Genomic DNA, 11,543 nt, shown 5'->3' with positions numbered 1-11,543 from the left:
TCTTACAACCTTGCCAAGAGGCAAGCGGTGTAAAATTCGCGCGCGGGCTGTCGGGCGATTGCCCTCAGCCATGCGTGATCGCGCAACATGGGCGCTGGCGGCGCGTTGCGCCAGCGCCCGTGGCTGCGGTGGCTCAGCCCTTGCGGCTGGTCTCGAACAGGAACCAGGCGCGGCGTTCGGCCTGATCGGTCCAATCATCGATCATCGCGCTGGTGGCATTGTCCTTCGCTTCGTCGGCAATGTCCTTGGCGTCGCGCAACGCGGTGACGAGCGCGAGATTGTCATCGCGGAGTTCGCTCAGCATCGCATCCGGCCCGACGAAATCGGCGTCATTGTCCTTGATCGTCTGGTGACGCGCAATGTCGCCGATCGAGCGCAGCGTGGTGTTGCCGGTTTTGCGCACGCGCTCGGCAATGTCGTCGGTCGCGGCGAAGATCTGGGTCGCCTGATCGTCGAGCATCAGATGATAATCGTGGAAATGCGGGCCCGAGACGTGCCAGTGAAAATTCTTGGTCTTCAGATAGAGCGCGAAGGTGTCGGCGAGGATGCCGTTGAGCGCCTCGGCCACGGTCTTGGTCGCGTTGCTTGTCAGGTCGCTGGGGGTCTTCAGATCGGTCGGGGTCTTGAGTGCGTCGGCGGCCACAATGTATCTCCTGTGGGATGGTTCGTTGCGGGAACGATCCGATGGCGGATTGGGTCCGGGCCGACCGAGACTAATTTCGATCGTGACAATCGAACGCCTAGATCAGCCGCAGCGCCGCCAGCCCCTGCACCACGCCAAAGACGCTCAGCACCGCCGCCGCGCTGAGCCGGATCGCCATCGTCGGCAAGCGGCGCAGTTTGCGCTCGCCCAGCACAATCGCCGGGATCGTGACCGCCAGCGCCCCCAGCGTGGCGCCGACCGCGGCGAGCGCCGGCGTGTCGCTCCGCGCGGCGAGCGCGGCCGTGATGAACTGCATGCGATCGCCGAACCCCAACAGCCCGACCGCGATCAAGCTGGAGAAAAACGCTCGCCCATGCAGATCGCGGTGTTTGGGCGGCTTGGGCGGCCAGAAAGCACTGATCCCGCCCGACACCAGCGCCACCGCCAACAGCAGACCCTGCGCATTGGGCGACAGCATCGGCGCGATCAACACGCCCCCGACCACGCCAAGCGCATTGCCGAACGCGAGCGCGAGCGCGGTCGCGGCAATCACCGCGCCTTTATTGGCATACCGATCGCCGAGCATCGCCGCGGTCCACGGCGTGCGGTCGCTCGCCTGGGTCAGGAGCGCCGCGACAAGCGCAGCCATCAACGCATCCATGTGGCGTGCGTCAGCCGCTCAGGCGAACCGAACAGGCGGCGAGATAGGTTTCGCAGGCGAGGCCATCGTTCCGCTCGCACGCCACCGCATCGCGCAGGATGTCCAGCCAGCCGACGATCAAGGTCCCGCGCTCGCCGCGCGCCAGCGCCGCTTCGATCGCGTGGGTTACGGCGACGGCGGGATACAGGCCATGCGCAAGTGCTGCCGCGCGAATCGCATCGACTTCGGTGGCGAGCGTCGCGATCGACACGGTCGGAGCGCGGTGGCCGATCCGCGCGACTCGCGCGGCGAGTTCGGCCTGGACCGGATCGCGTGTGGCGTATGCAGCACCCATAGCTAACACCTCTCTGCGTGCTACGCTGCGCCACAAGGGGTAAACATCGCCTTAACCCATCGCGAATCGGCCGCTGTGCTTGACATCGCGGCCCGCTTCCGCCATCGGGCGGCGCTTGAGAGCGGCGACCGGTTCGCCGCTTTTTCCTTTTCGTAATCACAGGAATTCAGGTCATGGCAAAGCCGACCACGGTCAAGATCAAGCTCGTCAGCACGGCGGACACCGGCTTCTTCTACACCACGAAGAAGAACCCGCGCACCAAGACCGAGAAATTGAGCTTCAGCAAGTACGATCCCGTCGTGCGCAAGCATGTCGAGTTCAAGGAAGCCAAGATCAAGTAACGTTGGAGCCCGGCCGCGTCCGGGCGGTGCGCAGCACCAACGTTACCGGCCGGCGTCGGCTGGCCGACGACCGACGACGCGGCTTTGCCGCGGCGAGTTCAATACCTCTCACTGCTTCTCACCCGGCGTGGCAAAGCCACGCCGTCGGTTGGATCGGGCTATCGCCCGTCCGCCGTCCGGCCTTGTCAATGCGCTACCGCGCACCGCTGATTAGCGCCGCTAAGCGGCTTTGAGCAACGCCTGCACCGCATCGACGAAGCGCATCAGCGAAATCGGCTTGGACACATAGGCATCTGCCCCCGCCGCGCGGATGCGTTCCTCATCCTCGCGCCCGGCATAAGCGGTCACCGCCATGATCGGGATGCCGCGCAAAGCGGCGTCGGCTTTCAACTGCACGATCAGGTCATAGCCGCTGACATGCGGCAGCTGAATGTCCATTACGATCAGGTCGGGCGCAAAGGCCCGCGCCGCCGCCACCGCCTCGCGCCCGTCGCGCACCCCCTCGGTCGCATATTCATGCGCACGCAGCAGATCGCAGAAAAGTTTGAGGTTGAGTTCGTTGTCCTCGACAACGAGCACCCTTTTTGCCACCGCGGGCCTATCTTCCGCCATTCCTTCGTCCATGGGGCTTCCTACGCAATGCGCGACGCCAAAACAAATCCCGACGCGGCACAGATCGCTCTGCGCGCGCTGGTGTGGATTTTGGCCGAGCCCGATCGCGCGCAACGCCTGCTCGACACGACCGGCCTCGACCCGCAGGATCTGCGCGCGCGCGCCGGGGAACCGGCGATGCTGTCGGCGGTGCTCGGCTTCCTCGAAAATTATGAACCCGATTTGCTCGCCTGCGCGAGCGATATCGGCGAACCCCCACAGGCGATCGTCGCGGCGCGCGCCGCGCTCGATCCGGAGTATTACGAATGAAGGGCCTATTGATCTGCGATTGCGACGAGGTGCTGCTCCATATGGTGCGGCATTTCGGCGTTTGGCTGCGTGAGCATCACGATATCGACTTCGCGATCGAGGGCGGCGATTTCGCGTCGAGCATGCGCCGCCGGGATGGCGGCCCATCGCCGACGCAGGAAGAAATGTGGGAGCTGCTCCACGGCTTCTTCCCCGACGAGATGGGCCGCCAGACGCTCGTGCCGCACGCGCGCGAAGCGCTCGCCGCTCTGTCCGAGATCGCCGATGTCGTGATCCTGACCAATCTCGCCGATCACAATCGCGAGCCGCGCATCGCGCAATTGCTCGGGCACGATATGGAGTATCGCGTCGAGACCAATACCGGCGGCAAGGGCAATCCGGTGGCGCGGCTGGTCGCCGAATTCGGCAATCCCGTGACCGTCTTCGTCGACGATCTCGCGGTGCATCACACCTCCGTTGCCAAGCACGCGCACGGCGTGTTCCGGCTCCATATGGTGTCCGAACCGAGCCTTGCCCCGCATGTCGCACCCGCCGCCGACGCGCATGTCCGGATCGACGACTGGCAGGCCGCGCAAGCCTGGATCGCCGAGCGTTTCACCGCCGGCGTCCCGGCCACCCTACCCGAAAGGATCCCCGCATGACCGAACGTGTTGATCGCAAGCTTGCCGAACTCGGCCTCGTCCTCCCCGCCGCCGCCGCGCCGGTCGCCTCCTATGTGCCGACCGTAAACGCGCACGGCATGCTGCACATTTCCGGGCAATTGCCGTTTCGGGATGGCGCGGTGATCACCGGACGACTCGGCGAATCGGTTGATCTCGCCGAGGGCACCGCCGCCGCGCAGGCCTGCGCGCTGATGCTTGTCGCACAAATCAAGGCCGCGCTCGGCGGGCTGCACCGCGTCGAGCGGATCGTCAAATTGGGCGTGTTCGTCAATTCGACCGCCGATTTCACCGACCAGCCCAAGGTCGCCAATGGCGCGTCGGATTTGATGGTCGCGCTGTTCGGCGAGGCCGGCAAACATGCGCGCAGCGCGGTCGGCGTTGCGTCGCTGCCGCTTGGCGCGGCGGTGGAGATCGATGCGATCGTGCAGATTACGACGGCCTGACCCACACTCCGCACTGGCGCCCCGGCACAAAGCCCGGCTAGAACAGCACCGTGTCTATCAAGGAGTTGCTGCATGGATCGTCGTCAGGTGCTGGCCGCAGGAGGCGCTGCTGCGCTGACCGCTTCGTTGCTTCCCGCCAAGGCGTTCGCGGCAGCGGGGACGGGGGATGCCGCGCTCAATGCCGAATTCGAGCGGATCTTTCAGGATGCAGTGACGCGCGCCCCCGAACTGGCCACCTCGCTCGGGCTCGACAAGGGTCCGCTTGCCGCCGCCAAAGGCATGCTGTCGCCGCGCACGGTGGCCAAACGCCAGGCCGATGTCGCGCAGACCAAGGCGGCGCTCGCGCGGCTGGCGAAGTTCGCGGCGGCGAACCTCTCACCCGCCGCCCAGCTCAACCTCGAGGTCGTACGCTATTCGCTCGGCACGCAAATCGCCGCGGCCGACCGCTTCGGGATCGACAGCCCGATCCGCCCGTATCGTATCTTCCAGCAAGGGGGTGCCTATTTCTCGACCCCCGATTTCCTCAACACCGCGCACACGATCGCGACGCAGGCCGATGCCGAGGCGTACCTTTCGCGGCTCGAACAGTTCGCCACCGTGCTCGATCAGGAAAGCGTGCTGCAAGCCGAGGAAGCCAAGCGCGGGCTGCTCGCGCCGGCCTGGTCGCTCGACCTGACGCTTGGCCAGATGCGCAAATTGCGTGAGCAACCGGCCGAGACCGCGAGCATCGTGCAGTCGCTGGTCAAGCGCGCCGCCGCCAAGGGCATCGCCGGCGACTGGCAAGCCCGCGCCGCGAAGATCGTCAGCGACAAGGTCTATCCCGCGCTCGACCGGCAGATCGCGCTGATCGAGCGGCTCAAGCCCACCGCCAAGCCGGGCGACGGCATCTGGCGCGTGCCGAATGGCGATGCGCTCTATGCGATGGCGCTCGCGCAAGCGACGACCACGACGATGAGCCCCGAGGAGGTCCACCAGCTCGGCCTCGCGCAAGTCGCCGAGATCACCGCGCAGCTCGACACAATTCTGCGCGCGCAGGGCTATACCAATGGCACCGTCGGCGAACGGCTCGCCAAACTGAACATCGCGCCCGACCAGGTCTATGCCAACACCGCCGAAGGCCGCGCCGCGCTGATCGCGGGGCTCAATGCCGGGGTCAAGGCGATGTACGCCAAGCTCCCGCAAGCCTTCACCACGGTACCGACGCAGCCGCTCGAAATCCGCGCGGTGCCGGTCGAGATTCAGGATGGCGCATCGAACGGCTATTATAACCGCGCCTCGCTCGACGGGTCGCGCCCCGCGATCTATTTCGTCAATCTGAAGGATGTCGGCGACTGGCCGAAATATACGCTGCCGTCGCTCACCTTTCATGAGGGCGTGCCGGGGCATCATCTGCAGATCAGTCTGGCGCAGGAATCGCAGGCGATCCCGACGCTGCGCAAGATCGGTTTCTTCTCGGCTTATTCGGAAGGCTGGGCGCTCTATGCCGAGCAGCTTGCCGACGAGCTGAACGCCTATGCTACCCCGCTGGAGCGCGCCGGGTATCTGCAATCCTTCCTGTTCCGCGCGGTGCGGCTGGTCGTCGATACCGGCATCCACGCCAAGCGCTGGAGCCGCGAAAAGGCGACCGATTATATGGTCGCCACCACCGGCTTCGCGCGCCCGCGCACGCAGCGCGAGATCGAACGCTATTGTACGCAAGCCGGACAAGCGTGCAGCTACAAGGTTGGTCACATGGCCTGGACGCGCGCACGGGCAAAGGCGCAGGCGGCGCTTGGCGACCGATTCGACCTCAAGCAGTTCCACGACATTCTGAAGGAAGGCGCGATGCCGCTCACCGTGCTGGAGCGTCGGATCGATCAACGGATCACGGCGCTGCGGGGGTAGCGGTCGGAGGTCAAAGGCGATGGATTACGCGCGGCCTGCGGCGGAGAGCCAGACCCTGTCGTGACGTGTTTGATCCAAGACAAGTCGGCCGCGCAACCGCAGCGTAGACAGGCTGCGGCGGAAGCCGCCGGGCAGCGCGCGCTCGCAATCGTGATGCGGGCGCGCTGCGGTCGAACCCTAGACGCTGACCAAAGGACCGAATTATGATCAAGGATATCCTGCTCGTTATCGACGATTCGGTGCGTGCCGATCCGATCATCCATGCCGCCGCCGCGCTGGCTGAACGGCTTGCGGCCACGCTGACGATTGAGATCTTGAGCGCCGGACCGATCCTGATCCCGACGCTCGCGCCGATGACCGAAATGTACATCCCCGCCGCCGAGCTCGCGCGCGATCAAGCCGTGCGGATCGAGGCCGTCACTGCGATGGTTGCGAGCTCAACCACCACCGTTCGCGTCGTCGGGCTACACGACGATCTCTTCATGCTGGCCGACCGCACCGGGAAAGCCGGGCCGATCGCCGATTTGATCCTGATCGGCGACGCCGATTTGTGGGCGGTCGCGTGGCTGCGCACGCGGATCGCCGAGACGGTCGTCATGGGCAGCGGGACGCCGCTGATCATCCTGAGCGGCGCGACCAGCCTCGCGCCGGTGCACCATGCGATGATCGGCTGGAAGGACACCAGCGAAGCGCGCCGCGCGCTGCATGACCTGATCGCGGTGATCACCCCCCACGCCACGGTGGATGTCGTCGGAGTCGGGCGCAACGAGGCTGCCCTGCCCGCAATCCTGGAGAGCGTGACCGAAGTCGTCCGCCATCTGCGCGCGCACGGATTCGACGCCACGCCGCACGCCATTCCTGCCAATGGGCAAAGCGATGCCGAAGCGCTGCAAGGGTTCGCGCTGCGCCAGGGCGCTGACTTGCTAGCAATTGGTGCCTTCGGCCATTCGCGGTTGCGCGAAGTGGTGTTTGGCGGCGTGACTCGCGCGCTGATCGAGCATCCGCGCTTGCCGGTGCTGCTGTCGCGGTGAGCGCGTTCGCGCCGCGTACCGGCCTCACCGCCAGCGAGGCGAGCGAGCGGCTCGCGCAGGATGGCCCCAATGAACTGCCGCGCGCCGGGCAGCGATCGATCCTGCGCATCGCGCTCGAAGTGTTGCGCGAACCGATGCTCGCGTTGCTGCTGGCGGGCGGAATTGCCTATCTTCTGCTCGGCGACCGGATTGAAGCGCTGATCCTGCTGGCGTTTGCGACCTTCTCGGTCGTCGTCACGGTGGTGCAGGAAACGCGGACCGAACATGTGCTGGAGGCGCTGCGCGATTTGTCGGCACCGCGCGCGCTGGTCCTTCGCGATGGCATCCGCATCCGCATTGCCGGGCGCGAGGTGGTGCGGGGTGACCTGATCGTGCTCGAACAAGGCGACCGGATTGCCGCGGATGCGGTGCTGGTCGCAGCGGACGATCTCCAGACCGACGAATCGCTGCTGACGGGCGAGTCGCTGCCGGTTGGCAAGATCGCGAACGCGGCCGATACGACCGCCGCGCCGCATCGTCCCGGCGGCGAGGGTCAGCCCTTTGTCTATTCCGGTTCGCTCGTCGCGCGCGGCAGCGGCATTGCACGCGTGCTGGCGACCGGCCCGCGCAGCGAGATCGGCAAGATCGGCGAATCGCTCGGCACGCTCGAGACCGAAGCGCCGCGGCTGCGGCGCGAGACCACCCGGATCGTTACCTGGTGCGCGGCCGGTGGCGCGGCGGTGTCCGTGCTGGTCGTATTGCTGTTCGGGCTGTTGCGCGGTGGCTGGATCGAGGCGGTGCTGGCGGGCATCGCGATCGGCATGTCGATGCTGCCCGAGGAATTCCCGGTCGTGCTCACCGTCTTCCTCGCCATGGGCGCGTGGCGGATCGGCACGGTCGGGGTGCTGACGCGGCGCGCGTCGGCGATCGAGACGCTCGGATCGGCGACCGTTTTGTGCACCGACAAAACCGGCACGCTGACCGAGAATCGCATGTCGGTTGCCGAACTGTGGTTGCCGACGGGGGAGATCTTCGCCGTCGGCCCCGACACCCCGTTTACTGGCCCCTTCACCGACCTGATCGAGATCGCAGCGCTGGCCAGTGCGGTCGAGGCGAGCGACCCGATGGAAATCGCGCTGCATGCCGCCCGTGGCCCGGGCATGGCGGGCGCGAGCCTCGCATACGCTTATGCGCTGCGGCCCGAACTGCTGGCGATGTCGAACGTGTGGGACGATGGCACGGCCTTGATGATCGCAGCGAAAGGCGCGCCCGAGGCCATTGCTGGCCTGTGCCAGCTAACGCCCGACGCGCGCATCGCGCTGACCGAAGCGGTCGAAGCGATGGCGACGCGGGGGATTCGCGTGCTCGCGGTCGCGACCGCCACCGCGCCCGACCGCGCATGGGCGGAAACCCAGGCCGGGTATGATTATGCGCTCACCGGGCTGGTCGGCCTTGCCGATCCGCTGCGTGCCAGCGTGCCGGGCGCGGTCGCCGAGTGCCGCAGCGCGGGCATCCGTGTGGTGATGATCACCGGCGACTATGCCGCGACCGCGCGCTCGATCGCGACACAGGCCGGGATTGCCGCGGGCGACGTGCTTACCGGCACAGATCTGGCGGCACTCGACGATACTGCACTGGCCGAACGGCTGAAGTCCGTCACCGTTTTCGCGCGGATCATGCCCGAACAGAAATTGCGGATCGTCCAGGCGTTCAAGGCAGACGGCGAAATCGTCGCGATGACCGGCGACGGGGTCAACGATGCGCCCTCGCTCAAGGCTGCGCATATCGGCATCGCGATGGGCAAACGCGGCACCGACGTCGCGCGCGAAGCCTCGGCCATGGTGCTGCTCGACGATGATTTCGGGTCGATCGTGCAATCAGTCCGGCTCGGGCGGCGCATCTACGACAATATCCGCAAGGCAATGGCGTTCATCTTCGCGGTGCACGTGCCGATCGCGGGCCTTGCTTTACTGCCGTTGCTTTTCGGTATGCCGATCTTGTTCGGGCCGATCCATATCGCGCTCCTCGAAATGGTGATCGACCCGGTTTGCGCGCTTGTGTTCGAGGCCGAGCGCGCGGAAGATGACATCATGCACCGTCCGCCCCGCGACCCCGCCGAAGCCTTATTCTCGCTACCGATGGTCGCGTGGAGCGTGTTTCAGGGTGGGCTTGCTTTTGCGATGCTGGCGACGGTGTTCCTGGTCGAAAGCGGATCGGGGATGCCCGAGGCCGAAGTCCGCGCGCTGGTCTTCTTCGCGCTGATCGCCGAGATCGTCGCGCTGATCCTGGTCAACCGCTCGTTCAGCGCGTCGCTGGGCGAGGCGCTGCTCCGCCACAATGCCGCGCTGCGCTATGTCGGCGTGGCAATTGTCGGGGTGACGGCGCTGATTCTGTTCCTGCCGCCTGCGCAGACCTTGTTGAAATTCGGGTCGATCGCGTGGATCGACATGGTCTTCGCGGTTGCCCTGGGGCTGGCGCTCTTGCTGCTGCTTGAGGCTTGCAAGCCCTTCGTCCGGCGCGGCCTGGTGCGCACGGCACCGACGCCGGGACGCGGGCTGCCGGCCGCCGGATGAGCGACGGCGCCGCCCCCGGCATCACGGCGGGGCGTGTCTTCCTGCTGACGCTGGTCGTGCTGGCGACGCTCGCCTTCCTGTGGCTGGTTGCGCCATTTTCGGGCGCGATCCTGTGGGCGGTGATCGCCGCGGTGCTGTTCGACCCGCTCAACACGCGGTTGCTGCGCGCGCTGCCCGGGCGGCGCAATCTTACCGCGTTGACGACCTTGCTCGTCATCACCGGCGTGGTGGTCGTGCCGGCCATGCTGCTCGGCGCGGCGCTGGTGCGTGAGGCGACAAGCTTTTACGCACGGCTGCGCAGCGGCGCCATTGATCCGGGTCGTATCTTCGTCGAGGCGCAGGCGCACATGCCCGAATGGCTGCGACACTGGCTGATCGATGTCGGACTGGGCGACATGAACGGTCTTCGCGCGAAAATCGGTGCAGGCTTCGCCAGCAGCCTCCAGAGCGTCATCGCGCAAGTGTTGAACATCGGCCAGGGCGCGTTCGGCTTCTTTCTCGCGCTCGGCGTGATGCTGTATCTGACCTTCTTCCTGTTGCGCGACGGGCATGCGCTGGTGGCGCGGATCGAAGCGGCGCTCCCGCTGACGAGCGCGCAGCGGGCGGTGCTGGTCGCCAAACTCGTCGCGGTGATCCGTGCGACGATCAAAGGGAGCCTGATCGTCGCGATCCTGCAAGGCGCGACCGGCGGCATCGTGTTCTGGGTGCTGGGGCTGCCGGGTGCCTTGCTATGGGGGGTCGCGATGGGGGTCTTTTCGCTGTTCCCCGCGATCGGCACCGGGCTGATCTGGGTGCCGGTGACGGTCTATCTGCTCGCCACCGGCGCGCTCTGGCAAGGCGTCGTGCTGTTCCTGTGCGGCTTCTTCATCATCAGCAGCGTCGACAATGTCGTGCGCCCCATCCTCGTTGGGCGCGACGCCCGCATGCCCGATTATGTCGTGCTCATCTCGACGCTTGGCGGGTTCGAGCTGATGGGCTTTAACGGCTTCGTCATCGGCCCGGCGATCGCCGCCTTGTTCATCGCAGTGTGGCAAATCGTGGGCGACGGGGCAGACGCCCCGACCGCCTGATCACTCCGCCGGGTCGATCGGCTCGCTGTGAAACTCATGCCACACGCCGTTCAAGATACCGAAGCAGACGGCGAGGCCAACGCCCAGGATCCACGCAAAATACCACATGATCTCAGTCCTCAATAAAAGTCGGGATTGCCGCGGACTTGCGCGGTCGTCACGCGGCCGAACATCACGCGATACGCCCAGCTCGTGTAGAGCAAGACGATCGGCAGGAAGACCGCCGTCACCAGCAGCATCGTGAACAATGTCCCGTGGCTCGACGAGGCATTCCACACCGTCAGGCTGGAGTCCGGATCGATCGAGCTTGGCAGGATGAAGGGGAACATCGACAGGCCAACCGTCGCGATGATTCCGATCACCGCGAGCGAGGAGCCGGCGAAGACGAGCACGGAGCGGCGACCGCGCAGCGCGACCAAGGCGACGAGCGGGCCAACAAAGCCCAGGATCGGTGCGGTCAGCATCCACGGATGACCGGCGAAGTTCGTCAGCCATCCGCCCGCGCGCGCGACGGTTTGCGTCAAGTGCGGGTTGGACGGCCCGCCGGGATCGACCGCACCGACCTGCGCAAAGCCCATGCCGGACCAGGCGACCAGCATGCCCCCGGCGGCGAACAACACGATCGTCAGCACCGCCGCCGCCTGCCCGAAGCGGCGCGCGCGATCCTGCACCACCCCGGGCTCGAGCTTCATCGTCAGCCATGCCGCGCCGTGGAGCACCAGCATCGCGACCGACAACAGCCCGGCCAGCAGCGTGAACGGCGTGAACAGCCCGAGCAGGCTGCCATCATAGAAGCTCCGCAAATCGCTATCGAGCCGGAACGGTGCGCCCAGCAGCACATTGCCGACCGCGACGCCGAACACCAAAGCGGGCACAAAACCGCCGACGAACAACGCCCAGTCCCACCGCGCGCGCCACGCCGGATCGGGCCGCTTCGAGCGATATTTGAACCCCACCGGCCGCAGGATCAGCGCCGACAGCACCAGGAACATCGCGAGGTA

14 protein-coding genes are annotated in these 11,543 nt (G+C 66.2%); 8 read left to right on the top strand and 6 right to left on the bottom strand.

The genetic code is table 11. The features are described from left to right. Window positions 1-133: 133 nt before the first annotated feature. From ABWP09_RS10905 to ABWP09_RS10895, 3 genes are all read right to left on the bottom strand, one after another. A complete protein-coding gene (locus ABWP09_RS10905; RefSeq protein WP_353205168.1) occupies window positions 134-643 on the bottom strand; it encodes a Dps family protein in 510 nt (169 codons plus the stop codon). Between the two features lie 97 nt (window positions 644-740). Further along, window positions 741-1,292 (bottom strand): TMEM165/GDT1 family protein, encoded by a 552-nt coding sequence (locus ABWP09_RS10900; protein WP_353205167.1) that lies wholly within the window; start codon window positions 1,290-1,292, stop codon window positions 741-743. A gap of 22 nt (window positions 1,293-1,314) precedes the next feature. Then, window positions 1,315-1,638, bottom strand: coding sequence for a hypothetical protein (locus tag ABWP09_RS10895; RefSeq protein WP_353205166.1), 324 nt, complete (start codon window positions 1,636-1,638; stop codon window positions 1,315-1,317). A 173-nt stretch (window positions 1,639-1,811) separates the two neighbouring features. Here ABWP09_RS10895 and rpmG point away from each other — a divergent pair, with 173 nt between their 5' ends. Continuing rightward, window positions 1,812-1,979: a 50S ribosomal protein L33 gene (gene rpmG, locus ABWP09_RS10890; protein ID WP_010162189.1), complete on the top strand. Its 168-nt coding sequence runs from the start codon at window positions 1,812-1,814 to the stop codon at window positions 1,977-1,979. 219 nt (window positions 1,980-2,198) lie between these two features. Here the strand turns inward: rpmG and ABWP09_RS10885 are convergent, their stop codons facing one another. After that, a complete protein-coding gene (locus ABWP09_RS10885) occupies window positions 2,199-2,570 on the bottom strand; it encodes a response regulator (RefSeq protein ID WP_353205169.1) in 372 nt (123 codons plus the stop codon). A 48-nt stretch (window positions 2,571-2,618) separates the two neighbouring features. Between ABWP09_RS10885 and ABWP09_RS10880 the strand changes: the two genes are divergently transcribed. The 7 genes from ABWP09_RS10880 to ABWP09_RS10850 all read left to right on the top strand — a co-directional run bounded on the left by ABWP09_RS10880 (window position 2,619) and on the right by ABWP09_RS10850 (window position 10,542). Continuing rightward, complete coding sequence (locus tag ABWP09_RS10880; RefSeq protein WP_353205165.1) at window positions 2,619-2,900, top strand: DUF3572 domain-containing protein; 282 nt, start codon at window positions 2,619-2,621, stop codon at window positions 2,898-2,900. Further along, window positions 2,897-3,541, top strand: a complete 645-nt coding sequence (locus ABWP09_RS10875; protein WP_353205164.1) for an HAD family hydrolase — start codon at window positions 2,897-2,899, stop codon at window positions 3,539-3,541. Before ABWP09_RS10880 ends, ABWP09_RS10875 begins: the two co-directional genes overlap by 4 nt. Further along, on the top strand, window positions 3,538-4,005 hold the full coding sequence (locus ABWP09_RS10870; RefSeq protein ID WP_353205163.1) for a RidA family protein: 468 nt from the start codon (window positions 3,538-3,540) through the stop codon (window positions 4,003-4,005). The genes ABWP09_RS10875 and ABWP09_RS10870 overlap by 4 nt, the downstream gene beginning before the upstream one ends. Before the next feature lie 72 nt (window positions 4,006-4,077). After that, window positions 4,078-5,889 carry a DUF885 domain-containing protein gene (locus tag ABWP09_RS10865; RefSeq protein ID WP_353205162.1) on the top strand — a complete coding sequence of 604 codons (1,812 nt, stop codon included), beginning with the start codon at window positions 4,078-4,080 and terminating at the stop codon, window positions 5,887-5,889. Between the two features lie 203 nt (window positions 5,890-6,092). Then, complete coding sequence (locus tag ABWP09_RS10860) at window positions 6,093-6,920, top strand: universal stress protein (RefSeq protein ID WP_353205161.1); 828 nt, start codon at window positions 6,093-6,095, stop codon at window positions 6,918-6,920. Then, complete coding sequence (locus tag ABWP09_RS10855; protein WP_353205160.1) at window positions 6,917-9,472, top strand: cation-translocating P-type ATPase; 2,556 nt, start codon at window positions 6,917-6,919, stop codon at window positions 9,470-9,472. The genes ABWP09_RS10860 and ABWP09_RS10855 overlap by 4 nt, the downstream gene beginning before the upstream one ends. Further along, on the top strand, window positions 9,469-10,542 hold the full coding sequence (locus tag ABWP09_RS10850; protein ID WP_353205159.1) for an AI-2E family transporter: 1,074 nt from the start codon (window positions 9,469-9,471) through the stop codon (window positions 10,540-10,542). Before ABWP09_RS10855 ends, ABWP09_RS10850 begins: the two co-directional genes overlap by 4 nt. On the opposite strand, the gene cydX is transcribed toward ABWP09_RS10850, so the two are convergent. Continuing rightward, the gene (gene cydX, locus ABWP09_RS10845) at window positions 10,543-10,650 is read right to left on the bottom strand and encodes a cytochrome bd-I oxidase subunit CydX (protein ID WP_188445882.1); all 108 of its coding nucleotides are present in this window, start codon (window positions 10,648-10,650) and stop codon (window positions 10,543-10,545) included. Between the two features lie 11 nt (window positions 10,651-10,661). Beyond that, a partial coding sequence (cydB, locus tag ABWP09_RS10840) for a cytochrome d ubiquinol oxidase subunit II (protein ID WP_353205158.1) occupies window positions 10,662-11,543 on the bottom strand: 882 nt, incomplete at its 5' end.

It is taken from the genome of Sphingomonas sp. (assembly GCF_040398505.1).
In the GTDB taxonomy this organism is placed as follows: Bacteria; Pseudomonadota; Alphaproteobacteria; order Sphingomonadales; family Sphingomonadaceae; genus Sphingomonas.
The sequence above is the reverse complement of the archived record's forward strand: the minus strand, read 5'-3'. Positions and strand labels throughout refer to the sequence as shown.